The 23,430-nt window shown below is 62.0% G+C and carries 21 protein-coding genes; 11 read left to right on the forward strand and 10 right to left on the reverse strand.

All coding sequences use genetic code 11. The features are described 5' to 3' along the window. Window positions 1-54: 54 nt before the first annotated feature. Window positions 55-477 carry a GNAT family N-acetyltransferase gene (locus tag PMI26_RS00955; RefSeq protein WP_007980610.1) on the reverse strand — a complete coding sequence of 141 codons (423 nt, stop codon included), beginning with the start codon at window positions 475-477 and terminating at the stop codon, window positions 55-57. A gap of 145 nt (window positions 478-622) precedes the next feature. Between PMI26_RS00955 and PMI26_RS00950 the strand changes: the two genes are divergently transcribed. Beyond that, window positions 623-1,060, forward strand: coding sequence for a hemerythrin domain-containing protein (locus PMI26_RS00950; protein WP_007980611.1), 438 nt, complete (start codon window positions 623-625; stop codon window positions 1,058-1,060). A 57-nt stretch (window positions 1,061-1,117) separates the two neighbouring features. Next, a complete protein-coding gene (locus PMI26_RS00945; RefSeq protein WP_007980612.1) occupies window positions 1,118-1,711 on the forward strand; it encodes an NUDIX domain-containing protein in 594 nt (197 codons plus the stop codon). 90 nt (window positions 1,712-1,801) lie between these two features. Here PMI26_RS00945 and PMI26_RS00940 read toward each other — a convergent pair whose 3' ends face one another. Continuing rightward, complete coding sequence (locus PMI26_RS00940) at window positions 1,802-2,314, reverse strand: methylated-DNA--[protein]-cysteine S-methyltransferase (protein ID WP_007980613.1); 513 nt, start codon at window positions 2,312-2,314, stop codon at window positions 1,802-1,804. Window positions 2,315-2,451: 137 nt separating this feature from the next. Here PMI26_RS00940 and ggt point away from each other — a divergent pair, with 137 nt between their 5' ends. Together ggt and PMI26_RS00930 are read left to right on the forward strand one after the other, a co-directional pair. After that, the gene (gene ggt, locus PMI26_RS00935) at window positions 2,452-4,179 is read left to right on the forward strand and encodes a gamma-glutamyltransferase (RefSeq protein WP_007980614.1); all 1,728 of its coding nucleotides are present in this window, start codon (window positions 2,452-2,454) and stop codon (window positions 4,177-4,179) included. 69 nt (window positions 4,180-4,248) lie between these two features. After that, entirely contained in the window at window positions 4,249-4,782 is a 534-nt protein-coding gene (locus PMI26_RS00930) for a cysteine hydrolase family protein (RefSeq protein WP_007980615.1), read from the forward strand. A gap of 639 nt (window positions 4,783-5,421) precedes the next feature. On the opposite strand, the gene PMI26_RS00925 is transcribed toward PMI26_RS00930, so the two are convergent. Beyond that, window positions 5,422-6,324, reverse strand: coding sequence for a LysR family transcriptional regulator (locus tag PMI26_RS00925; RefSeq protein WP_007980619.1), 903 nt, complete (start codon window positions 6,322-6,324; stop codon window positions 5,422-5,424). A gap of 199 nt (window positions 6,325-6,523) precedes the next feature. On the opposite strand from PMI26_RS00925, the gene PMI26_RS00920 reads away from it, so the two are divergent. From PMI26_RS00920 to PMI26_RS00890, 7 genes are all read left to right on the forward strand, one after another. Further along, window positions 6,524-8,023, forward strand: a complete 1,500-nt coding sequence (locus PMI26_RS00920; protein ID WP_007980622.1) for a purine-cytosine permease family protein — start codon at window positions 6,524-6,526, stop codon at window positions 8,021-8,023. Then, a complete protein-coding gene (locus PMI26_RS00915; protein ID WP_007980624.1) occupies window positions 8,020-8,862 on the forward strand; it encodes a nitrilase family protein in 843 nt (280 codons plus the stop codon). Before PMI26_RS00920 ends, PMI26_RS00915 begins: the two co-directional genes overlap by 4 nt. Window positions 8,863-8,949: 87 nt before the next feature. Then, window positions 8,950-9,972, forward strand: coding sequence for a helix-turn-helix transcriptional regulator (locus PMI26_RS00910; RefSeq protein WP_033048500.1), 1,023 nt, complete (start codon window positions 8,950-8,952; stop codon window positions 9,970-9,972). Between the two features lie 201 nt (window positions 9,973-10,173). Then, the gene (locus PMI26_RS00905) at window positions 10,174-11,970 is read left to right on the forward strand and encodes an amidohydrolase (protein WP_007980628.1); all 1,797 of its coding nucleotides are present in this window, start codon (window positions 10,174-10,176) and stop codon (window positions 11,968-11,970) included. Window positions 11,971-11,988: 18 nt separating this feature from the next. Continuing rightward, window positions 11,989-13,728 (forward strand): amidohydrolase, encoded by a 1,740-nt coding sequence (locus PMI26_RS00900; RefSeq protein ID WP_007980631.1) that lies wholly within the window; start codon window positions 11,989-11,991, stop codon window positions 13,726-13,728. A 107-nt stretch (window positions 13,729-13,835) separates the two neighbouring features. Beyond that, the gene (locus PMI26_RS00895) at window positions 13,836-14,576 is read left to right on the forward strand and encodes a TorF family putative porin (protein WP_007980633.1); all 741 of its coding nucleotides are present in this window, start codon (window positions 13,836-13,838) and stop codon (window positions 14,574-14,576) included. Window positions 14,577-14,622: 46 nt separating this feature from the next. Next, window positions 14,623-16,011 carry a purine-cytosine permease family protein gene (locus PMI26_RS00890; protein ID WP_007980636.1) on the forward strand — a complete coding sequence of 463 codons (1,389 nt, stop codon included), beginning with the start codon at window positions 14,623-14,625 and terminating at the stop codon, window positions 16,009-16,011. A gap of 146 nt (window positions 16,012-16,157) precedes the next feature. Here PMI26_RS00890 and PMI26_RS00885 read toward each other — a convergent pair whose 3' ends face one another. The 7 genes from PMI26_RS00885 to PMI26_RS00855 all read right to left on the reverse strand — a co-directional run bounded on the left by PMI26_RS00885 (window position 16,158) and on the right by PMI26_RS00855 (window position 23,388). Beyond that, a complete protein-coding gene (locus tag PMI26_RS00885) occupies window positions 16,158-16,877 on the reverse strand; it encodes a L,D-transpeptidase family protein (RefSeq protein WP_007980637.1) in 720 nt (239 codons plus the stop codon). Next, window positions 16,874-17,632, reverse strand: a complete 759-nt coding sequence (locus PMI26_RS00880) for a M15 family metallopeptidase (protein ID WP_033048502.1) — start codon at window positions 17,630-17,632, stop codon at window positions 16,874-16,876. Before PMI26_RS00880 ends, PMI26_RS00885 begins: the two co-directional genes overlap by 4 nt. 32 nt (window positions 17,633-17,664) lie before the next feature. After that, complete coding sequence (gene lipA, locus PMI26_RS00875; RefSeq protein ID WP_007980651.1) at window positions 17,665-18,654, reverse strand: lipoyl synthase; 990 nt, start codon at window positions 18,652-18,654, stop codon at window positions 17,665-17,667. 166 nt (window positions 18,655-18,820) lie between these two features. Next, window positions 18,821-20,077 carry a serine hydroxymethyltransferase gene (glyA, locus tag PMI26_RS00870; protein ID WP_007980653.1) on the reverse strand — a complete coding sequence of 419 codons (1,257 nt, stop codon included), beginning with the start codon at window positions 20,075-20,077 and terminating at the stop codon, window positions 18,821-18,823. Between the two features lie 32 nt (window positions 20,078-20,109). Next, a complete protein-coding gene (gene gcvH / locus PMI26_RS00865) occupies window positions 20,110-20,493 on the reverse strand; it encodes a glycine cleavage system protein GcvH (protein WP_007980655.1) in 384 nt (127 codons plus the stop codon). Window positions 20,494-20,895: 402 nt separating this feature from the next. Continuing rightward, complete coding sequence (locus tag PMI26_RS00860; protein WP_007980657.1) at window positions 20,896-22,404, reverse strand: sigma-54-dependent transcriptional regulator; 1,509 nt, start codon at window positions 22,402-22,404, stop codon at window positions 20,896-20,898. Between the two features lie 69 nt (window positions 22,405-22,473). Then, a complete protein-coding gene (locus PMI26_RS00855; protein ID WP_007980658.1) occupies window positions 22,474-23,388 on the reverse strand; it encodes a LysR family transcriptional regulator in 915 nt (304 codons plus the stop codon). Window positions 23,389-23,430 lie beyond the last annotated feature (42 nt).

Here is a 23,430-nt window from a genome sequence, read left to right on the forward strand (position 1 = left end):
GTTCAAGACGGTATCTACAGGTTTCGCGTCCTCTGTAGGAGCTGCTGCGATCTTTTAGCTCAGGCGCTTCTGGAAGAAGAAGTGCTTGTGCCCCGGCGGGTAATCGGCAATGTGCCCGATCTCGCTGTAGCCGCACTTCTTGTAGAACTCCGGCGCCTGGAATTCGAAGGTTTCCAGCCACAGACCGACGCATTCCTTTTCGCGCGCAAGGTCTTCGGCCATCTGCATCAACCTGGTGCCCATGCCTTGTCCCCGGGCCTGTTCCGGCACCGCCAGCAAGTCTATGAACAACCACTGATAAAACAACCGGGCGTAAACGCCGCCGACGATTTCGTCGTTGTCGTCGCGTATCAGCAAAGCGATATGTTCCGGTGGCGGGCTTGCAGACTTCGAGGCGTTGTAGGCGCGCAACGGCACGAGGATCGCCTCGCGTTCTTCGGCGCTGGGGTTGTGCTTGCGTTCGATACGCAGGTTCATGGCTATATCCTTATGGCAGTGAAGCCGCAGCCTATCCCGGTTGCCGTGATTGTTCCATCCCCGGGAAAGTTGAACCGTCGCCAGCGCCCAGCTGTCATTCCTTAAGACGCGTCACTCCAGACGCCGCTGATGAGGACAACGCCCCGTGAACATTTTTGAAGCCTTGCGCGAAAGCCACGAACGCCAACGGACCTATGCCAAGGCGCTGATCCATACCAGCGGCGATACGCCTGAGCGGGTCGAGGCGTACAAGCAACTCAAGTCAGAATTGCAGGCTCACGCCACGGCCGAAGAGCGGCATTTCTACATTCCGCTGATGAAGTTCGACAACGGCGTCGACCTCAGCCGTCATGGCATCGCCGAACATCACGAAATGGACGAAATGATGGAGGCGCTCGATGACACCGAAATGTCCAGCCCGGCCTGGCTGGTGACCGCGAAGAAGCTCTCGGAGACGGTGCATCACCACCTCGAGGAAGAAGAGCAGAAGTTCTTCCAGATGGCCGGCAAGTTGCTCGACGACAAACAGAAAGAGTCGTTGGCCGGGCAATACGAGAAGGAGTACAAGGCGCAGCTTGCTTGAAGAGGCGGGTTTTCACCTAACATGTGCACTCTCTGACAAATAACAGGACGCGTTGTCATGTCGAACACAGCCGAGCGGGTCAACATCCTCGAGTCCCAGGTGTTGTCCCACGACTGGTACCTGCTGAAGAAAATCACCTTCGATTACCAACGCAACAACGGCGAGTGGCAACGCCAGGTGCGGGAGGTCTACGACCGTGGCAACGGCGCGGCGATTCTCTTGTACAACCGCGAAAAGAAAACCGTGGTACTGACCCGGCAATTTCGCCTGCCGGTATTCGTCAACGGTCACGACGGGCTGTTGATCGAAGTGGCGGCGGGGTTGCTGGAAGGCGCGGCGCCTGAAGACCGCATCCGTGATGAAGCGGAGGAGGAAACGGGTTACCGCGTGCACCATGTGCAGAAGGTGTTCGAGGCGTACATGAGCCCCGGTTCGGTGACGGAAAAACTGCACTTCTTCATTGCCGAGTACGACGCCAGGTCGAAAGTCAGCGACGGTGGCGGGCTAGAGGCGGAAACCGAAGAGCTGGAAGTGCTGGAGTGGGCGTTCGACGACGCCCTCGAAGCGTTCTACCGTGGCGAGATCTGCGACGCCAAGACCATCATGCTGTTGCAGTATGCGGCGATGAAAAACCTCTTCAATCAACCCTGATCTCCCCCGTAGGAGCTGCCGCAGGCTGCGATCTTTTGATCTTTTCAATGCAAGATCAACAGATCGCAGCCTGCGGCAGCTCCTACAAGGTCAAAAGCCGGGCAGGCGTGCGGTGCCGGGCGTTTGCCCGCCTTCAAGGGTGAGCAACAACGCCTTCGCCTCCAGCCCACCGGCAAACCCGGTGAGCTTGCCCGACGCACCAATCACCCGGTGACACGGCGCCACGATCGAAATCGGGTTCTTGCCATTCGCCGCACCCACCGCCCTGACCGCCGCCGGGTTGCCGATCTGTTCGGCGATCTGGCTGTAGCTGCGGGTCTCGCCGAACGGGATGGTCAGCAGCGCCGCCCAGACCTTTTTCTGAAATTGCGTGCCGGCAAAGTCCAGTTCCAGTTCGAAGCGATCGCGGGTGCCGGAAAAATATTCGCGCAGCTGCGCGGCGGTACGCACCAGGATCGGGTTGTCCGGCGCCTCGCTCATCGGGCCGAGGCGCACCCGCCCGGGTTTGTCGTTTTCCCAGAGGATGGCTGCCAGTCGCGAACCGTTCGCCACCAGCTTCAACTGGCCGACCGGGGAAGCCACGGTGATGCAGGTATAGGTCATGCCAGGGCTCGCAGGAAATTGCTGAACAAGCGTTAAGGATACTGCCTCGACGAGGAGGCGCAATACGTAATCCCGACCATACTTGCTCACTGCTTTTGAAGCGTTCCCCCTGGTTAATAAAAAGAAGAGACCGACTCATGAAGTACGAACCTTTTGCCAAATCGCTGATTGCGACCTCATTGGCTCTCAGCTGCCTGACTGCTCACGCTGCCTCCGTAGCCCCGGCGACGGGGGAAAACGGCATGGTGGTCACCGCCCAGCACCTGGCCAGCCATGTGGGCGTGGATGTGCTCAAGAGCGGCGGCAACGCTGTCGACGCAGCGGTCGCGGTCGGCTATGCGCTGGCGGTGGTGTACCCCGCGGCAGGCAACCTCGGTGGCGGCGGTTTCATGACCATTCAGTTGGCGGACGGGCGCAAGACCTTCCTCGACTTCCGTGAAAAAGCGCCGCTGGCCGCCACCGCCAACATGTACCTGGACAAGGACGGCAACGTCGTTCCCGACCTGAGTACCCGTGGCCACCTGGCCGTGGGTGTGCCGGGCACCGTTTCGGGCATGGAACTGGCGCTGTCCAAGTACGGCACCAAGCCGCGCAAGGAAATCATCGCCCCGGCCATCAAGCTGGCCGAAGACGGTTTCGTGCTGGAGCAGGGCGACGTCGATCTGCTGGACTACGCCACCGACATGTTCAAGAAGGACATCAAGGATTCCGGCTCGATCTTCCTCAGCAACGGCGAGCCGATGCAGGTTGGCCAGAAGCTGGTGCAAAAGGACCTGAGCAAGACCCTGCGGGAAATCTCCGAGAAAGGCGCCGACGGGTTCTATAAGGGCTGGGTGGCCGACGCCATCGTCACTTCCAGCCAGGCCAACAAGGGCATCATCACCCAGGCCGATCTCGACAAATACAAGACCCGCGAACTGGCGCCCATCGAGTGCGACTACCGTGGCTACCACGTGGTCTCGGCACCGCCACCGAGCTCCGGCGGCGTGGTGATCTGCGAGATCATGAACATCCTCGAAGGCTATCCGATGAAGGATCTGGGCTATCACTCGGCCCAGGGCATGCACTATCAGATCGAAGCGATGCGCCACGCCTATGTGGACCGCAACAGCTACCTGGGCGACCCGGATTTCGTGAAGAACCCGATTGCCCACCTGCTGGATAAAAACTACGCGACCAAGCTGCGCGAAGCGATCAACCCACAAAAAGCCGCGGTATCGAGTGAACTCAAGCCCGGCGTAGCGCCCCATGAAGGCAACAACACCACGCATTACTCCATCGTCGACAAGTGGGGCAACGCGGTGTCGGTGACCTACACCCTCAACGACTGGTTCGGCGCGGGCGTGATGGCGAGCAAGACCGGGGTCATCCTCAACGATGAAATGGACGACTTCACCTCGAAAATCGGCGTGCCGAACATGTACGGCCTGGTGCAGGGCGAGGCCAACGCCATCGCACCCGGCAAGGCGCCGCTGTCGTCCATGAGCCCGACCATCGTCACCAAGGACGGCAAGGTGGTGATGGTGGTCGGCACTCCGGGTGGCAGCCGCATCATCACCGCGACCTTGCTGACCATGCTCAACGTGATCGACTACGGCATGAACATCCAAGAAGCGGTGGATGCACCGCGTTTCCACCAGCAGTGGCTGCCGGAGGAAACCAACCTGGAAGCCTTCACCACCAGCCCGGACACAGTGAAGATCCTCGAAAGCTGGGGGCACAAGTTTGCCGGTCCGCAGGACGCCAACCACCTGGCGGCGATCCTGGTCGGTGCACCGTCCCTGGGTGGTAAGCCGGTGGGCAAGAACCGTTTCTACGGGGCGAACGACCCACGGCGTAACACCGGGTTGTCGCTGGGTTACTGAGGGTTGTGTCCGGAGGGGGACGGGCTTATGTTCGTCCCCTGAACCATCGACCGTTCAAGGAAGGAAATCATGACCACTGCGTTGTTAATCATCGACGTCCAGCAGGCTTTGTGTTCCGGTGAGTACGAGTGCTTCGAGATCGGCCGGGTCATCGACACCATCAATGACTTGTCTGCGCGGGCGCGCAAGGCCGCCGTGCCCGTGGTGCTGATCCAGCACGAAGAAGTGGGCAGCCCGCTGGCGCATGATGTTCCCGGCTGGCAACTGGCCGCAGGGCTGCAAACCTCGCCGAAGGATCATCGCGTGCGCAAGACCACCCCGGATTCGTTCTACAAGACCCACCTGCAAAAACTGTTGCCGGTGCAAGAATTCGAGCGCCTGGTCATCTGCGGCTTGCAAACCGATTACTGCATCAATGCCACCGTGCGCCAGGCCCTGACACTGGGCTACGACGTGGTGCTGGCGAGCGACGCACACTCCACCGTCGACAACGGCAACCAGACCGCCGAAGACATCATCGCCGAACACAACAAGGACCTGAAGCGCCTGACCGGCTCCGTGGCGCGGATTGATGTGATCCCGGCCAAGGACATCCATTTCTGAAACCACCACATTTCCCCTGTGGAAGCGAGCTTGCCCGCGATGAGGCCAGCACATTCAACATTGATGCTGGCTGACCCACCGCCTTCGCGAGCAGGCTCGCTCCCACAGTAATCCCGGTTGCCCGCAGATGTTGCGTACACCCACCACCCCCTGTGGGAGCGAGCTTGCTCGCGATGGCGTCATTACAGCCAGAATCTGTGTTGGCTGACCCACCGCTATCGCGAGCAAGCTCGCTCCCACAGTAATCCCGGTTGCTGGCAGATTTTGCGTACACCCACCAACCCCTGTGGGAGCGAGCTTGCTCGCGATGGCGTCATTACAGCCAGCATTGATGTTGGCTGACCCACCGCTATCGCGAGCAATCTCCCACAGTAATCCCGGTTGCTGGCAGATGTTGCGTACACCCACCAACCCCTGTGGGAGCGAGCTTGCTCGCGATGGCGTCATTACAGCCAGCATCGGTGTTGGCTGACCCACCGCTATCGCGAGCAAGCTCCCACAGTGATTTCGGTTGCTGGCAGATGTTGCGTACACCCACCCCCCCTGTGGGAGCGAGCTTGCTCGCGATGGCGTCATTACAGCCAGCATTGATGTTGGCTGATACACCGCTTTCGCGAGCAAGCCCGTTCCCACAGGGCCCTACACCGCTCCGAAAATCTCGATCAGCTCGTTGAGGAACGCACTCACCAGGTCCTTCTGACGAGACGAATGCCGCACCGCCGCATGAAAGCTCACCTCATAACGCAGCAGCTCCGGGTTCAGCGGGTGCAATTGCCCCAGCTGTTCATGCCGGGTCGCGTAGTGCTGCGGCAGAAACCCCAGGTGCTGGCCGGACAGGATCAGCAGGGCCGCGCCGTCCATGCTGTCGGTGAGCACGGTCAGGCGTTCGATGGAGGTGGGGGCCGGCATCTCCGGCAACGGATGGCTCGGCCAGACCCAGTCAAAGCCGCTGACGTCTTCACGGGTCAGTGCGCCGACCTGGCCGAACAGCGGATGCGAGGGTGCGCAGTAGGCAATCTGGGTTTCCGGGAACAGCGGGAAGTAATCGATGCTGGGCAAGCGGTGCCAGAAGTAACCAATGGCCAGGTCGATATGGCCGTTGATGATTTTCTCTTCCAGCAGGGACGACGACAGCTCGGTGAAATGGAAGTACAGCCCTTCGTGCCGAGCCCGCAAACGGGCAATGGCCAGGCCGATTTTCTTGTTCGCCACCGGATCGATTTGCCCCAGCAGGCCGATGTTGATGCTGCCCGAGACTTTGCGGTTGATGTGCTGCACCTCGACCCGGAAACCTTCGGCCGCCGCCAGCAAGCGTCGGGCCGCCTCGATGAACTGCGTGCCTTTGGGCGTGACGGAAAACCCGCCACGCCCGCGCTCGCACAGACGGAAACCGACCCGCGCTTCCAGCGTCGCCAATTGCGCGCTGATCGTCGGTTGCGTGGTGTTGAGGGCGGTTTGCGCCGCCGAGATGCCGCCCGCCTCGACGACGGTCAGAAATACCCGGATCAGGCGCAGATCCAGCTCCGTTACAGTTCCCAGCATGAGGGCTCCCGATTGTCGATTACATAGGTGCTGATCTATGTGAACAGTGTGCCTGCGATATTTTATTGCCCGGACTCACGCCCTACATTGCCGTGAAACCAGCGTCATCGTCAGATTTTTATGGAGTTTCACCCGATCTGGACGTCGTAGCGAGCGCTGTAACCACAAAAACAACAAACACCAGCATAGGAACAATCGTATGTCAGGTTCCCCAGTGTCTGCGCGCGCCGCCGAGGCGAGTGGCGGATTGGCCATCGAAGGCCACTCCATCGATTACATTCCGGAAAACGAACGTCACGCCAAACTCAGCAGCCAGGGGCCGTTCTGGTTCCTGGGCAACTTCCACTTCTTCACCATCTCCATCGGTTTTGTCGGCCCGAGCCTCGGCTTGTCCGCGCTGTGGACCATGCTCGCCGGTGCCCTGGGCATCATGTTCGGCACCATTTTCATGGCGTTCCACGGCTCCCAGGGCCCGGAAATGGGCCTGCCGCAAATGATCCAGTCCCGCGCCCAGTTCGGCTATCGCGGGGTGATCCTGGCGTTGATGGCGACCATGTTCGTGTTCGTCGGATTCAACGTGGTGAATATCTCGCTGATCATGAACGGCCTGGAACATGTGTTCGGCATCGACCCGACCATCGTCGCCGTCACCGTGGTGCTGATCGGTGCGCTGTTGTCGATCTACGGCCACGACCTGATGCACAAGGCGTTCAAGTGGGCCTTGCTGGCGACCTTGCCGCTGTACGCCCTGGTGACCATCGCCCTGATGTTCGGTGCGGGTCAGGAAGGTGTCACGCCGGCGACCGATCTGGGCTTCAACTGGGTGGCCTTCGCCACGCTGTTCGCCATCGGTGCCAGCTACAACATTTCCTATGCGCCCTACGTGTCCGACTATTCCCGTTACCTGCCGAAAAACACCAGCCGGGTGAAATTGATCGCGGCGGTGTTCATCGGTGCCTCGTTGTCCGGCAGCTGGATGATCGGCCTCGGCGCCTGGCTGGCGCAGCAGTTGAAAGCAGCGGATGCACTGGTGGCGTTGAACCAGGTCGGTTCATCCATGGTGCCGGGGTTGGGTAATCTGCTGGTGATCGTCTCGGTGGCGGGCTTCTTGCCGATCATCGCGCTCAACACCTACAGCGCCATGCTGACGCTGCTGACCGGTGTCGACTCGATCAAAAAAATCTCCCCGACACCCCGCGCCCGCGTGCTGTCGATCAGTGTGATCAGCGTGATTCTGTTGACCTGCGTGCTGTCGATCAAAGGGGACGGCATCGCGCTGCTGAACACCTTCCTGGTGCTGTTGCTGTACTTCCTCGTGCCGTGGACCGCCGTCAACCTGGTGGACTACTTCTTCGTGCGCAAGGGCCGCTATGCGATCCCGCATTTCTTCACACCGAAGGGCATCTACGGCGCCTGGCAATTTCGCGGCATCGTTTCGTACCTGATCGGCTTCGCCGCGATGGTGCCGTTCTTCTACATCTTCGATGCCGCCGCCGGCAAAGAGGTGTTTGTCGGCCCGCTGGCGCGGGTACTGGAAGGCGTGGACATCGCCTGGCTGGTGGGCCTGGTGGTGTCGGGGCTGACCTATTACCTGCTCAGCCGTTCGATTGATCTGGCCGCCGAACGCCGGGTGATCGACGCCCTGAGCGAGAGCGACATCGTCGCCATGACCCATTCATCTGCGGAGGCAGGGCGTTGAACAACGCAAAAAATACCGTGGTCGCTTGTTGCCAACTGGCACCGAAAATAGGTGACCTGACCTATAACCGCACACTCACCGAGCGCGCGATTCGCCAAGCGGCCTTTCAGGGGGCGCAGGTCGTGGTGTTGCCCGAACTGGTGCAGAGCGGCTATGTGTTTGCCGACCGCGACGAAGCGCTGAGCCTGGCGGAAACCGTTGACGGTCCGACCTTGCAGTTGTGGCAGGCCCTGGCCCGTGAGCTGAATCTGGTGATCGTCGGCGGCTTCTGCGAACGCCTGCCCGGCGATGAGCTGGCCAACAGCGCGGCGATGATCGACGCCCAGGGCCTGCGCGCGGTGTACCGCAAGGCGCATCTGTGGGATGCCGAAAAGGACATCTTCACCGCCGGCGATGCGCCGCCGCCGGTGGTCGAAACGCTGCATGGACGGCTCGGCATGCTGATTTGCTACGACCTGGAATTCCCTGAGTGGGTGCGCCTTCCGGCGCTGGCCGGCGCCGATCTGTTGTGCGCGCCGGTCAACTGGCCCGACGGTCCGCGGCCGCAAACCGAGCGCCCGGCGGAAGTCCTGCGGGTGCAGGCCAATGCCTCGGTGAACCGCCTGTTCATTGCCGCGTGCGATCGCTATGGCCATGAGCGCGGGGTCGGCTGGGTGCAAGGATCGGTCATCGTCGATGCCGACGGTTACCCCTTGGCCGGTCCGGCGGAGCAGGGCGGCGAGCAGATCCTGCTGGCGACGCTGAACCTCGCCGAAGCGCGCAACAAGCGCATCAGCGCCCGCAACGACCTGCATCAGGACCGCCGGCCACAGCTGTACGGGCTGCACAGCACTTTGTAACCGATGATGTCATTGCGTGCTGGACGCCCGTCAGGGGCCTATGGCATCGTCGAAACGAAAGGCCATGCAGTGAACGGGATCTCAATGATGGGGGCGGGAAATAAAGTCGACGGTGACGCAACGATGGTCACGCTCAAGGCGTTCAATCATTGCGTACTGCACCTTGGCCGGCTGGCGCGGGAGAGCGGGGCGTCGCGATTCATCGCCGATGGCCTGCAGGCATTCGGTCAACTGGTGCCCTTCGCCTCTGCCTGGTGGGGCGAAATGTCTGCGCCAGGTCCTGAGGTGCCCATGCAAAGCTGGATGCATGGCAGCATCAATCTTCCTGAATCCTTTGCCGCCGAATGGCATCCGGTGGCGGCCAACGATCAGTTCTCCTACGCCACGCTCAATCGTCCCGGTGAAGTGGTGCGCGACAAGGGTTTCACCGACCCTTGCGAGGCAGTCAATGATTTCGCCCGGCGCTTCGATCTCTATCACTTGATGAGCATCACCTACGAATTGCCCGAAAGCGGCCTGATGTTTTTCGTCTGCCTCTACCGGGGTGAGGATGAACAGGCGTTCGAGGAGAACGAAGCCGAGCTGTTTTTGGCGTTCTGCGATCACCTGTTCCAGCTGTGGCGGTTTCAAGTGCAGGACATGATTCGCTTCGACAGCGAAAACGGCGCGAGTGATTTTGGCATCGCGCGCATGGACGGCAGTCTGCTCTATGTGGGGGCCAGGTTGTGCGTTGCCATCCAGCGCGAACTGCCCGGCTGGAGCGGTTCCACGCTGCCACCCGAGGTGATCGCGCAACTGTCCAGAGCCCCCTGCGTGATCCGTCTGGGCCGCTGCGCCCTGACCCTGAGCCCCAACGCCGAACACGTCATCCTGTCCCTCGAAGCCCCCTCGGGCGGGGACGGCCTGGCACCTCGGGAGCGCACGGCGGCGATGCTGTTCGCCGCTGGCCACTCCTACAAGGAAATCGCCAGAATGCTCGCCTTGAGCCCGTCTACCGTGCGGACCTACCTGCGCAATTGCTACTTGCAGCTCGGTGTGAAAAGCAAGGTGGAGCTGGGCTCTGTCCTGCGTTCGCCGGGTGCGCTGACGGAGTCCGTGCGCCGGGATTAATCCCTGCCGTTTCAATTATTTGCCTGACCCCTCCTCATTTGCAGAGGTCCATTCGAACGCTGCGCCCTATAGGGTAGGCCCTGTCTATGCAAGGGCTTGTGCAGCCGTTCGGGCCGCTTCAAAACAATAAGAACAGGGGTGAGGCATTTGAGACTTTCCAGGCTTTTTGTCGCCATTGCGGCGACCACGACATTTTCCGGCATGGCGTTGGCGGCGACACCCGCCGACACGGTCATGCGCAATGGTTACGTCTACACGGTCGATGGCCAGAATTCCGTGCAGCAGGCCATCGCCATTTCGGGCGGCAAGATCGTCTACGTCGGCAGCGATGCCGGGGTCGACGGCTACATCGGCAAGCAGACACAACTGATCGACCTGGCCGGGCGCATGCTGATGCCGGGCTTCGTCGATGCGCACATGCACCCGGGGGATGGCGGTCGCGCCATGACGCTGTGCGACCTGAAATACCAGACCATGACCCGCGCGCAGTTTCAGGCGAGCATCCAGGCCTGCCTCGATGCCGAGAAGGACAAGGGCCCGGATGTCTGGCTCGAAGTCGGCAGCTGGGACCGGATGGGTATGACCGGGCTTGACGGCGACGCCGACAAATCGACCCTGGACGCGCTCAAGACCCAGCGTCCGATCCAGGTGCGCTCCACCGATTTTCACACCGTGCTGACCAACTCTCGCGGCCTGGAACTGGCCGGGATCAACAAGAACACCGCCGACCCCGAAGACGGCAAGTACCGACGTGACAGCGCCGGCAACCCGAACGGCATCTGCGAGGACGGCGCCGCCGAGTCTCTGGCCGCCGTGGTGCCGCCCGCCACCGACGCGGAAAAACTCAACCAGACCCGTGCGGCCCTCGACGCCATGCGCCAGCAGGGCATCACCAGCTTCTTCGATGCCCTGTCGGGGCCGGAAAGCGGCAAGGCCTTCACCACTCTGCAAAAGTCCGGCGAACTGACCGCCCGGGCCTTGCTGGCGATCAAGCTGGACCCGGCCGCCGCGGCCGCCGACCCGGTGAAAACCATCGCCGAGGCCAAGGCCCTGGCCAGCACCTACGACCAGGGCGAAGTGCGTGTCGCGCCGGGCGTGAGCATGCGCCACGTCAAACTGTTCATGGACGGCATCATCAATGCCCCGGCGGACACCGGCGCCATGTTGACCCCGTACCTGCACAACAGCGGCACCGACAAGGCGCCGAAGTGGACGCCGGGCAAGAACCTGGGCGAGCTGTACTTCCCGCCGCAGGTGCTCAATCCGTTGGTGCTGCAAGCGGTCAAGGCCGGTCTCGATCCGCACCTGCACGCCACCGGCGAGCGCGCGGTGCGCGATGCACTGGACAGCGTCGCCTATGTGCGCAAGGAACTGCCCGGTCAGGACTTCCGTCCGGCCATTGCGCACGCCGAGTCGGTCGATTCTGCCGACTATCCACGCTTCAAGGCACTGGACGTCACGGCCACCATGTCGTTCCAGTGGGCGCAGCAGGCGCCGTCCACGGTCGACGGCACCAGCGATCACCTCGGCGCCGAGCGTTTCGAGCGCATGGAGCCCTCGGGCAGCATCGCCCATGCCGGCGGCCGTGTGGCGTTTGGCAGCGACTGGCCGGTCGATCCCCTCGATGAGTTCCTGGCGCTGAAAGTCGGTGTCACCCGCTCCGGCGACCCCACCAATCCGCACAGCTATGGACCTAAATATGCCGGGCGACTCAACAGCGATCCGGCCATGTCGCGAGCCGAGGTGCTGCGCAGCATCACCCTCAATGCCGCCCAACAGCTGAAGCTGGAGGCGGTGCTGGGCTCGGTCGAAGTCGGCAAGTTCGCTGACCTGATCGTGCTCGACAAGAACTTCATGCAGGTGCCCGAGGAGGAACTGGGTCGCAATGACGTGCTGCTGACGCTGGTCGGCGGCAAGGTCGTGTGGGCCAAGGCGCCGTTCCTGGGGCTTGCGCCGCACGTGGTTTCCCAGGCTGTTACTTCCCGATCCGCCCAATAAAAACTAGAGAGCGTTCCGATGCGATTGATTCCAAACCTGTTGGCCGCCGCGCTGGCCTTGTCGTCGGTGCAGGCCATGGCCGCCGCTGACCTGGTGTTGTTCAACGGCAAGGTCTTTACCGCCGAACCCGGCCAGGCGCTGGTGCAGGCTGTTGCGGTGCAAGACGGCAAGATTCTGAAAGTCGGCAGTAATGCCGAAATCAACGCCCTGGCCGATGCCGGGACCCAGCGCATCGACCTGGCGGGCAAGGTGTTGATGCCAGGCATGATCGACACCCACAGCCACCCGGTGGTGGGGGCGTTCGACAGCATGAAGGCCAACCTGCTGGACGAAGTCAAACCGCTGCCCGAACTTGAGCAGTGGTTGATTGAAGAGGACAAGGCCGGGCGCGCCCGGGCTGGCGATGTGATCAGCGTCGCCGGGGTCAGTTCGGCCTATTGGGAAAAAAGCCGTGAACTGGGCAAGGTGTTCAATCAGGGGCGCTGGGCCGATCAGCCTGTCGTATTCAGCGGCATCGACGGCCACACCGGTTGGGCCAACAACGCGATGCTCAAGCGTCTGAACATCGACGCGGCACTGGTCAAGAGCCTGCCGGAGAAAGAGCGCGGTTACGTCGGCCATGAAGCGGACTTCACGCCGAATGGCTACTTTGCCGAATCACGCTGGGACGTGGTGCGCAGCGCAATTCCCGCGCCCAGCCAGGAGACCATGCTCAAGGCCGCGAAAGAGGCGGTGCGGGTCAACAACCAGTTCGGCATCACTGCGTGGATGGACGCCGCGGCGAACGGCGGCAGTGAAGACTCACTGTTCGATTTCCATGCCACCGCCGAAAGCGTCGGCGTCCTGCCGTTGTACAAGGCGCTGGCGCAGAACGGCGAACTCAGCGCCCATGTCGCCGCGTTGATGGTCACCAACCCGAAGAGCAAACCGGCCGACCTGGAAGTGATCGCCACGGTGATGAAGCAGTTCGAGGGCGTGCCTAACCTGACGTTCCCCGGCATCAAGGTCTTTGTCGACGGCATCCTCGAGTTCCCGGGGCAAACCGCTGCGGTCATCGTGCCGTACAAGAACAGCCACAAGGACGGACAACTGCTGACCGACCCGGCGCACTTCGGTGAACTGGTGGTGGCGGCGGAAAAACGCGGCTGGATCGTGCACATGCACGCCGTCGGTGACCGCGCGGTGCGTGAAGCGCTCAATGGCGTGGCCTATGCGCGCAAGCTCAGCCCGACCCCGGTGCCGCACAGCATCGCGCACCTGCAACTGGTCAATCCCAAGGAGTTCCCACGCTTCAAGCAACTGGGCGTGATCGCCTCGATGCAACTGCTATGGGCCACCGGTGAGTCCTACACCGTCGAACTGGTCAAGCCCTACATCAGTGCCTTTGCCTACGGTTACCAGTATCCCGCGCGGTCCCTGCATGACGCCGGTGCAACGATTGCCGGTGGCAGCGACTGGCCGGTGTCGAGCGCCAATCCATTCAACGCCATTGCCCAGGCCAGCACGCGCAAGGGGCCGTTGGGCGTACTCAATGCCAAGGAAAGCATCGACCGCCAGAGCATGTTCTATGCCTACACCCTCAACGCGGCGAAAACCCTGCGCCTGGACAAGCAGATCGGTTCGCTGGCACCGGGCAAGCAGGCTGACCTGATCATCCTCGACCGCGACGTGTTCAAGGTCAGCGATGACGACCTGTTCGACACCAAAGTCCTGAACACCTTCTTCGCCGGCAAGCAGGTCTACGCCCCCGCGTCCTGACCTGCGAACACCCGACACACGCAAAAACCGCCAGCCCCTCGCAGCGCGAGGGGCCTGGCATCGCCATGCCTGAAATTCCCCGTACGCCATAACAACAAGAGAACTGTATGAACGCACTTTCAGCATTGACCCTCGCCGCCCTGGCATTGGCCCCCCTGAGCAGCCACGCCCTGGCCCTCAACGATGACTTCAGCCTTGACATGACCCTGGGCGTCGTCAGCGACTACCGTTCCCGTGGCATCTCGCAAACCCTGGGTGATCCGGCCGTGCAGGGCGGGGCAACGCTGCTGCACAGCAGTGGCCTGTACATCGGCGCCTGGACCTCCAACGTGGATTTCGGTGGCGGCTTCGATACCCGGCAGGAGCTTGAGTACTACGCGGGTTACTTCTGGCAGGCGACCGAGGCCATCAGCCTGGACCTGGGCTACATCAAGTACGACTACCCGAAAAACTCCGAATTCAACCTCAGTGAGGTGTACGCCATTGTCGATGTGTATGGCGTCAAGCTCGGTGCCTATTACTCAAAGGACACGCCGAACTTCTTCGGCGAGGACCAGGACACCCTTTACACCTACCTGGGCTACAAAATCGATCTGCCGGCTGAAGTCGGCCTGGACCTGCGCTTTGGACGCAACGATGTGAAAGACCCCGCGTTCTGGTCCGCCAGTGGCGATAACCGCGAGTCTTACTACGAGTGGGAGGCCAAGCTGACACGCGACTTCGTCGGCGTGACCTGGGGCCTGAGCTACGTCGACACGGACTTGTCGAAAAGCGAGTGCAGCAGTTGGTATGGCTATGATGACCTGTGCTCGGCCACGGTCGTTGCCAGCGCCACCAAGACCTTTTAAATACACCCCCCGACAACAAAAACAGTTCCTCAAAGGAAACACCGTCATGAGTGCGCAACGCAGTCCCCTGATCGAGACCCGCTCGATCGATTTCATCCCCGAGGCCGAGCGTCACGGCAGCCTCTACAGCCAGTTCACCCTGTGGCTTGGCGCCAACCTGCAAATCACCGCCATCGTCACCGGTGCGCTTGCCGTGGTACTGGGTGGCGATGTGTTCTGGTCGCTGATCGGTTTGCTGATCGGACAGGTGCTCGGCGGCGCCGTGGTGGCGCTGCACGCGGCGCAAGGGCCGAAGCTCGGGCTGCCGCAGATGATCTCCAGCCGCGTGCAGTTCGGGGTGTATGGCGCGGCGATCCCGATTGTCCTGGTGTGCCTGATGTACCTCGGTTTCAGCGCCACCGGCGCGGTGCTGTCGGGGCAGGCGATCGCGCAGTTGATCAGTGTCAGCGACAGCGCCGGCATCCTGATTTTCGCGGCGTGCATCGCGTTCCTGACGATCTTCGGCTATCGGGTGATTCACCTGGTCGGGCGGGTGGCTAGCGTGCTGGGCATCATCGCCTTCGCCTACCTGTTCACCCGGTTGATGACCCTCAACGACATCGGCCTGCTGCTCGACAACCGTCATTTCAGCTGGAGCACGTTCCTGCTGGCGGTGTCGCTCTCGGCGTCCTGGCAGATCGCTTTCGGCCCTTATGTGGCAGACTACTCGCGCTACCTGCCGAGCAAGACGTCGTCGTGGAAAACCTTCGCCGCTGTCGGTCTCGGCACGGTGCTGGGGGCCCAGGCTTCGATGGTGCTCGGGGTGTTCGCCGCTGCACTGGCCGGGGCGAATTTCCGTGGGCACGAAGTGGCGACCATTGTCGGCCTGGGCAGTAGCGGGGTGATCGCCTCCTTGCTGTACCTGAGCATTGTCTTCGGCAAGGTCACGGTGTCCACCCTCAATGCCTACGGCAGCTTCATGTGCATCGCCACCATCATCAGTGGCTTTCGCCGCCGCCTGGAAATCAGCGCCCGCCAGCGCATGCTGTTTGTGCTGCTGATCGTCGCGGCGTCCACCGCGCTGGCATTGGCCGGGCAGTACTCGTTCCTTAACTCGTTCAAGTACTTCATCCTGTTCCTGCTGACGTTCTTCACCCCGTGGAGCGCGATCAACCTGGTGGACTACTACTTCATCAACAAGGAACGCTACGACATCCCGGCGCTGTCCGACCCGACAGGCCGCTACGGTCGCTGGAACGTGCTGGGGATCAGCGTCTATGTGATCGGCGTGTTGATTCAGTTGCCCTTTGTCGACACCCATTTCTACTCCGGGTCGATGGTTGCGCAACTGGGCGGCGTGGACATTTCGTGGATTGTCGGGTTGTTGGTGCCGGGGGGGATCTATTACGCGCTGGCCAAGCCGTCGATGGGGGCTGTGGTGGCTGACCGGGGTTAACACCCGCATTTGTGGCGAGGGGGCTTTTGTGGCGAGGGGGCTTGCCCCCGTTGGGGCGCGAAGCGGCCCTAAAAGATGGGCCTGCTGCGCAGTCCAACGGGGCGGTGCGGCGATCCGACAAACCCCCTCGCCACAGGGTCCGGTGTTTACTGGCGTTCGGGGAGTTTCCAGCGCTCACGCAACTGCTCGTACTGCGCTTGCGGCAATTGCACCAGCACCGGGGATTTGCCAGGGTCCAGCCAATCCAACAGCCGCGCAATATCTGCCGGGTCCATGGCCGTACAGCCACGTGTCGGCGCCGTGGGGCCGCGCCAGATGTGGAAGAAAATGCACGAGCCGGCAGCGGGAGAGGCCGGGGTGTTGTGCTGGATGACAATGCCCTGGCGGTACAACTCATCCGGGCGGCGCATCCGTTCGGAGCTGCTCCAGTCCTTTTCGACGACCGCGCCGTCGACCAGTTCGTTGTAGCGAGTCGATTGGCTGTCATCCACGCATTCGATGCTCGGTGTCAGCGACAGATAGGGCAGGCGGGTATCGGCCGAAGGCGCGTAGCCAAACGCCGTGCCCAGCTTGAACATGCCAGCTGGCGCCTTTCCATCGCCTTCCTGTTTGACCGGTCCTTCAGGTGGGCCGCTGTCGAGCAGCCCCTTGCCCCAGCCCATGCCGTTCTTGCCGAGAACGACGGCAAAGGGCGCTTCGAATTTCTGCAAGGTCTGCCCGTGCCGTTCATAGCGCTGGGCAGTGCCCTGGATGTCATTCCAGCCTTTACTGGTGACCACGATCAGTTGGTCGCTGCCGTCGAGTCCCTGGGCCATGACGGCCAGCGGAAAAAACGCCATCAACAGGGCCTTGAGCAGAATGTTCATGGCGTCAACGGCGTGATCGGGAAGTCCATGACGTCCGGCTTCGGCGGATTGCCGCTGTACGTGAAGTGCCACCATTCGGCCGAATAACCCACAAAGCCTTCCTTGGCCATGGCATCGGTCAGTCGCTGGCGATTGGCCCTGGCCGTGGCGTTGATCAGCGCCGAGTCGGTGTGCGCGCGCTCATCGAAGCAATCGAAACCGGTGCCCATGTCGAGCGCGCCGTCGTGCCAGCGCTCGCCGTAAGGGGCGGTGCAATCCACCGGTTTCACCGAAGGCGTCCAGGTGTCGGCGGGCAGGGCGTCGGGGCCGGTCATCGTCAGGTCGACGGTGTTGCCCCGGGAGTGATTGGACACCCGGGCCACATACCCCAAGCGCCAGAAGTCCTGCTTGTCGACCCGTGGATAGAACTCGGTCTTGAGCGGGTCGCCGGGTTCGCTGGCGAAACGGCCCATGTCCGCCACCGCGCGGGTCGGGCGATAGCAGTCGAATACCTTCAAGCCGTAGCCTTCGGCTTTCAGTGCGCTTTGCACTCGGGCCAACGCCTTCGCCGCGTCCTGCGATAGCAGGCATTCCGCCGCCTGGTAGCCGTCGAGCGGGTGCCCGGTGAAATTGTGTGCGCTGGCGTAGCGGATGTCCTGCACGATGCCCGGGTCGACGCTGCGCACATACAGCATGTGCCCGGGTTTCGAGTCGTCGGCCATGCACGGCAGGGCAAGGCTCAGGCACAGCAACAACAGACAGGGTGAACGCGACATCGGGACGGCTCCATGCATGACCAGTCACTCCATCATGGCTGGAAACCGCCGGCACCTCCATGAAGTTGTTGATCGGCGTGATAGGACGAACGCACCAGCGGCCCGGACGCGACGTTCTTGAAACCCATGCGCGCACCTTCTTCGGCGAACCAGGCAAAGGTGTCCGGGTGCACGAAGCGCTGCACCGGCAGGTGACTGCGCGAGGGCTGCAGATACTGACCAAGGGTCAGCATGTCGATGTCGTGCTCGCGCATGCGCTGCATGACTTCGATCACTTCCTCGTCGGTTTCGCCCAGGCCCAGCATCAGGCCGGATTTGGTCGGTACGTGGGGCACGGCGAGCTTGAACTTCTGCAGCAGGTCCAGCGACCACTCGAAGTCCGAACCAGGGCGCGCGGCCTTGTACAGGCGCGGTACGGTTTCCAGGTTGTGGTTGAACACATCCGGCGGCTCAGTGGCGGTGATCGCCAGGGCCACGTCCATGCGTCCGCGATAATCCGGCACCAGGGTCTCCAGTTGCACGCCGGGGGACAGCTTGCGGATCTCGTGCAGGCAATCGACAAAGTGTTGGGCGCCGCCATCGCGCAAATCGTCGCGATCCACCGAGGTGATCACCACGTACTTCAGGCGCAGTTCGGCGATGGCCACGGCCAGGTTCATCGGCTCGTTGACGTCCAGCGGCCTGGGCCGGCCATGGCCGACATCACAGAACGGGCAACGCCGGGTGCAGATGTCGCCCATGATCATGAAGGTCGCGGTGCCACCTGAAAAACACTCGCCGAGGTTCGGGCACGAGGCTTCTTCGCAAACGCTGTGCAGCTTGTGCTTGCGTAGCAGCTGCTTGATCCGCTCGACCTCGGGAGAGATCGGCATGCGCACGCGAATCCAGTCGGGTTTGCGCGGGAATTCATCCGTGGGAATGATCTTCACCGGAATCCGCGCAACCTTGTCCGCGCCGCGCAGTTTGGTGCCGACTTCCACTTTGGCCGGGTGGTTGCCGGTCGATTCGACAATGGCGTTCATGGTTATTTCCTTGTACATCAGCGTACAGAACCTGAGGGAGACCCTGTGGGAGCGAGCTTGCTCGCGATGAGGCCATTACATTCAGCATTGATGTTGAATGAATGTCCGCCATCGCGAGCAAGCTCGCTCCCACAGGTTTTTTCCCACAGGGTTTTGTGTTGTGTGCTTAGTCGCGGTAAACCGGGAAGTCCGCGCACAGGGCGGCCGCCTGGCGGGCGACATTGGCTTCGATGTCGGCATCGCCCAGGTGATCGAGGATGTCGCAGATCCACCCGGCCAGGGCGATGCTTTGCGCTTCCTTGAAGCCACGGCTGGTGATCGCCGGCGTACCGATGCGCAGGCCGGAGGTCACGAAGGGCGATTGCGGATCGTTGGGCACGGCGTTCTTGTTCACGGTGATGCCGGCACGCCCGAGGGCGGCGTCGGCGTCCTTGCCGGTCAGGCCCTGGCGGATCAGGCTGACCAGGAACAGGTGGTTGTCGGTACCGCCGGAGACCACGTCATAACCGCGCTCGATAAACACCTGTGCCATGGCCTGGGCATTGCGGATCACCTGCGCCTGATAAGTCTTGAATGCCGGCTCCAGCGCTTCCTTGAAGCACACGGCCTTGGCGGCGATCACGTGCATCAGCGGGCCACCCTGGCCACCGGGGAACACCGCGGCATTGAGCTTCTTCTCCAGTTCCGGGTTGGCCTTGGCCAGAATCAGACCGCCACGGGGGCCGCGCAGGGTCTTGTGCGTGGTGGTGGTGACCACGTCGGCGTAGGGCAGCGGGTTCGGGTACAGACCGGTCGCCACCAGCCCGGCGACGTGGGCCATGTCGACGAAGAAGTAGGCGCCGACCTTGTCCGCAATCTGACGAAAGCGCGGGAAATCCAGGGTCTTCGAATAGGCCGAGAAGCCGGCGATGATCATCTTCGGCTGGTGCTCGATCGCCAGACGCTCGACTTCGTCGTAATCGATCAGGCCGCTGGTGGTGTCGATGCCGTACTGCACGGCGTTGTACAGCTTGCCGGAAAAACTCACCTTGGCGCCGTGGGTCAGGTGGCCGCCGTGGGCCAGGCTCATGCCGAGCACGGTGTCGCCCGCTTGCAGTAACGCCAGATAAACTGCGGCGTTGGCCTGGCTGCCGGAGTGCGGCTGGACGTTGGCGTAGTCGGCGCCGAACAGTTGTCTGGCGCGATCGATGGCCAGTTGTTCGACCACATCGACGTGCTCACAGCCACCGTAGTAACGCTTGCCCGGATACCCTTCGGCGTACTTGTTGGTCAGGCCGCTGCCCTGGGCCTGCATGACCCGCTGGCTGGTGTAGTTCTCCGAGGCGATCAGTTCGATATGGTGTTCCTGCCGCGCATCCTCGGCATTCATCGCCGCCAGCAGTTCGTCGTCGTAGCCTTTGATCTGGTCGTGTTTGCTGAACATGGTGTGGTCCTTTTTCCGGATTCGTGGGGGCTTCAAGCGTCGGCGTGTTCGGCGGTCAGGCGTGCATAGGCGTCTTGATCCAGCAAGTCGCTCAACGCCTCGACATCGACCGGTTTGAAGCGAAAGAACCAGCCTTCGCCCAACGGGTCTTCGTTGACCCGTTCCGGGCTGCTCTCCAGCGTGTCGTTGACCTCGACCACCTCACCGTCCAGCGGCATGCCGATACTGCTGGCGGCTTTCACCGACTCCAGCACCGACACTTCAGCGCCGGCACCGAAGGCGCCCAGTTCAGGCACCTGAACGAACACCACATCCCCCAGCGCCTGCTGGGCAAACGCCGTGATGCCGACGGTGACCAGGCCATTGCTCTCAAGGCGCAACCATTCGTGATCGACGGTAAAACGCAATTGGCTCATATCAACTCCTTATTGTTTTAAGGCTCGTGGCGGGGCGACGAGCGGGGTTGGAGGAGTGATAGCAAGGGCGGTGCCAAGGTTTATTAGTTGTTTTAAATCAATGGTTTGAGGTGATTTTATTAAGCGTGAGAGATTTCGTCCGTATTGAAATCAATACAGGCAAACAGGGCAGTGGGCGCAGACGCCGTAATTGCGGGTGGGAAAGGTTTTGTCTTGATTTCGCTACGCTGTATCGATTTGCGAACGACGATCTTGCGCACGACTTAGTCCCCTGTGGGAGCGAGCTTGCTCGCGATAGCGGCATGACAGTCACATTGATATTGACTGACACTCCCTCATCGCGAGCAAGCTCGCTCCCACAGGGGAATGTGTTGTCGGTGACAATGCGTTCTGACAGATAACTCAGGGCTTGCCGGGAATCCCATATTTGCGCAGGCGAATCGCGATGGCGCTATGGGACGTCTGCAGCCGCGCAGCGAGCAACCGACTGGACGGATAGCTGCGGTAAAGCTGTTCCAGCAGGTTCTTTTCAAAGTCACCAACGGCCTCTTCCAGGCTGCCCACTTCACCGTCGTTTTGCCGCTCTACGGCGGTGCGGGCGATGTCGAGGTCGTCGATGTCCACCAGCGGATTTTCGCAAATCGCCGCCGCGCGAAAGATCACGTTTTGCAGTTGCCGCACGTTGCCCGGCCAGCGGTTGCCGAGCAGGGCGCTGAAGGTGCTCGGTGCCAGGCGACAGGCCGGCCGCTGGATCTGCGCGCAGGCCTGTTGCATGAAGTGATTGGCCATCAGCAGGATGTCGTGACCGCGCTCGCGCAGCGGCGGCACTTGCAGGTTGAGCACGTTGAGGCGGTAGAACAGGTCTTCGCGGAAACGTCCTTCGGCGACCATTTTTTCCAGGTCGCGGTGGGTCGCGCTGAGCACCCGCACATTGACCCGTACTTCCTTGTCGCCCCCCACCCGACGGAAGCAGCCATCGCTCAAGAAACGCAGCAACTTGGCTTGCAGGTAAGGCGACATTTCCCCCACTTCATCGAGAAACACCGTGCCCTGGTCGGCCAGTTCCAGCAGGCCGAGCTTGCCACCCCGTTGCGCGCCGGTGAAGGCCCCGGGGGCGTAGCCGAACAGCTCGCTTTCAGCGAGGCTCTCCGGCAGTGCCGCGCAGTTCAGGGCCAGGAATGGCGCGTCGTGCCGTGGGCTGATGGCATGGCAAGCACGGGCCACCAGCTCCTTGCCGGTGCCGGTTTCACCCTGGATCAACAGTGGCGCATCCAATGCTGCGACCCGTTGCGCACGGGCCTTGAGCGCGCGGATCGGCGGCGATTCGCCGAGCAGTGCATCGAAGCCTTCGGCATGGTCGTGGTGCAACGCCGACAGGCGTTCGCCGATGCGATTGGGTTGATACAGGGTGAGCAGGGCGCCGGCGTCGGTGATCGGCATCGCGTCGAGGAGCAAGGTCTGCCCGCCGAGACTGACCTCGTGCATCGGCAGGCGGAAATGATGGGCGATCAGGGTGCGCTGCAAATCGGCATCGTCGAACAGGGCGGTCAGCGACTCACCGGCCGGTTCGCGGCCGCACAGGGCGATCAGCGCCGGGTTGGCCAGCAGCACATGACCACGGTCATCCACCGCCAGCACCGGGTCGGAACTGGCTGCTAGCAAGGCGTCCAGTTGCAGGCGCCGGCGTTGCCCCGGAAGGATGTCGACCAGGGTCACGGCCTGCACGCCGCGCACATCGAAAAGGGCTTCGCGCAGCTCTTCGAGCACCTCGGTGCCGAGGGTCGGCGCATCGATGTAGACGTTCGGAGGGACCATCTCCACGGCGTCCAGGTTGAAACTGCGTCCACCGAGCAAGGCCAGCACTTCCTGGGTGATGCCGACGCGGTCGATGAAGGTGACGTGGATGCGCATGACGGGCCTGCAAGGTTGTCGAACTAAAATCAGTATGCCCGGCAAATTTTCAATTTGGCGAGTGGCATATCACGGCTTGGCGGTTTTACGGGCGCTGGCGGCCAGGTCCTCAAGGAACGCCTGGAGGATGGGTGGCGGTGCCGTACCGCGCCGGGTGATCACATCGAAGGGTGACTTCAGGCGCAGGCTCGCGGCTGCCAGTTGATGCATCTCGCCGCTCTTGACCCACTGGCTGGCGAAGTGCTCGGGCAGGAAGCCGACATAGGCGCCGGAGATGATCAGGATGGCCGAAGCCTCGATGTTATCGACGGTGGCCGCCGCCTTGCTCACGCCCAGGTGTTCGAGGTCGTATTGCTGCATGTAGCCGCGCACGACGATGCGCCCGGCAGCGACTTCTTCGAGCAGTTCCTCACCTTCTGCCAGGCTGCCAAACAGCGGGTGGCGCCGCCCGCAATACAAGCCCAGGGCTTCCTGGTACAGCGGCGATTGCAGCAGCCCCGGCACATGGATCGGGAAGTGCCCGATGGCGAGATGAAGTCGACCGTCGAGCACCCGCTCTTCGAGTTCCGCCGGGGTGCCGACATACACGTTCAAGTGCACGTCATGGCCCCGTGAGACGAAGCGCTGGGTGGTGCGCGGGATCGGCGAGTCGGGGTCGGTGATCGTGGTGTCGATGATCCCCAGGTTGAGCTTGCCGCTGATGTGCTGCTTGAGCACGTCGGCGTCCATGCAGAAGTTTTCCACCGCCGACAGCAGGCGCTGGGTGGCTTCATGAATCGCCACGCCCTGTTCGGTCAGGCGAAAGCCGCTGCGCCCGCGCTGGCAGAGTTTGACCCCCAGGCGGGTTTCCAGGTGGGTCATCTGCTCGCTGATGGTCGACTGCCCGGCGTTCAGCGCCGCCTGCGCGGCCGAGAAACCGCCGCAACGGACAATCGTGGCAAACACCCTGAGCAGTTTCAGGTCGACATCGTGCAGCTGGATCATCTTGGACCTCCGGCCTGTGGACGCATCGGGAATGCCGATATG

Source organism: Pseudomonas sp. GM33 (assembly GCF_000282295.1).
In the GTDB taxonomy this organism is placed as follows: Bacteria; Pseudomonadota; Gammaproteobacteria; order Pseudomonadales; family Pseudomonadaceae; genus Aquipseudomonas; species Aquipseudomonas laurylsulfatiphila.

Excerpts from the sequence above, each read along its gene's own strand:
- PMI26_RS00895 (WP_007980633.1), top strand. The coding sequence starts at position 13,836 with ATGAACGCACTTTCAGCATTGACCCTCGCCGCCCTGGCATTGGCCCCC.
- PMI26_RS00860 (WP_007980657.1), bottom strand. The coding sequence starts at position 22,404 with ATGCGCATCCACGTCACCTTCATCGACCGCGTCGGCATCACCCAGGAA.
- lipA (WP_007980651.1), bottom strand. The coding sequence starts at position 18,654 with ATGAACGCCATTGTCGAATCGACCGGCAACCACCCGGCCAAAGTGGAA.
- gcvH (WP_007980655.1), bottom strand. The coding sequence starts at position 20,493 with ATGAGCCAATTGCGTTTTACCGTCGATCACGAATGGTTGCGCCTTGAG.
- PMI26_RS00930 (WP_007980615.1), top strand. The coding sequence starts at position 4,249 with ATGACCACTGCGTTGTTAATCATCGACGTCCAGCAGGCTTTGTGTTCC.
- PMI26_RS00945 (WP_007980612.1), top strand. The coding sequence starts at position 1,118 with ATGTCGAACACAGCCGAGCGGGTCAACATCCTCGAGTCCCAGGTGTTG.
- PMI26_RS00920 (WP_007980622.1), top strand. The coding sequence starts at position 6,524 with ATGTCAGGTTCCCCAGTGTCTGCGCGCGCCGCCGAGGCGAGTGGCGGA.
- PMI26_RS00855 (WP_007980658.1), bottom strand. The coding sequence starts at position 23,388 with ATGATCCAGCTGCACGATGTCGACCTGAAACTGCTCAGGGTGTTTGCC.
- PMI26_RS00880 (WP_033048502.1), bottom strand. The coding sequence starts at position 17,632 with ATGTCGCGTTCACCCTGTCTGTTGTTGCTGTGCCTGAGCCTTGCCCTG.
- PMI26_RS00910 (WP_033048500.1), top strand. The coding sequence starts at position 8,950 with ATGGGGGCGGGAAATAAAGTCGACGGTGACGCAACGATGGTCACGCTC.
- ggt (WP_007980614.1), top strand. The coding sequence starts at position 2,452 with ATGAAGTACGAACCTTTTGCCAAATCGCTGATTGCGACCTCATTGGCT.
- glyA (WP_007980653.1), bottom strand. The coding sequence starts at position 20,077 with ATGTTCAGCAAACACGACCAGATCAAAGGCTACGACGACGAACTGCTG.
- PMI26_RS00925 (WP_007980619.1), bottom strand. The coding sequence starts at position 6,324 with ATGCTGGGAACTGTAACGGAGCTGGATCTGCGCCTGATCCGGGTATTT.
- PMI26_RS00885 (WP_007980637.1), bottom strand. The coding sequence starts at position 16,877 with ATGAACATTCTGCTCAAGGCCCTGTTGATGGCGTTTTTTCCGCTGGCC.
- PMI26_RS00890 (WP_007980636.1), top strand. The coding sequence starts at position 14,623 with ATGAGTGCGCAACGCAGTCCCCTGATCGAGACCCGCTCGATCGATTTC.
- PMI26_RS00900 (WP_007980631.1), top strand. The coding sequence starts at position 11,989 with ATGCGATTGATTCCAAACCTGTTGGCCGCCGCGCTGGCCTTGTCGTCG.
- PMI26_RS00940 (WP_007980613.1), bottom strand. The coding sequence starts at position 2,314 with ATGACCTATACCTGCATCACCGTGGCTTCCCCGGTCGGCCAGTTGAAG.
- PMI26_RS00905 (WP_007980628.1), top strand. The coding sequence starts at position 10,174 with ATGGCGTTGGCGGCGACACCCGCCGACACGGTCATGCGCAATGGTTAC.
- PMI26_RS00955 (WP_007980610.1), bottom strand. The coding sequence starts at position 477 with ATGAACCTGCGTATCGAACGCAAGCACAACCCCAGCGCCGAAGAACGC.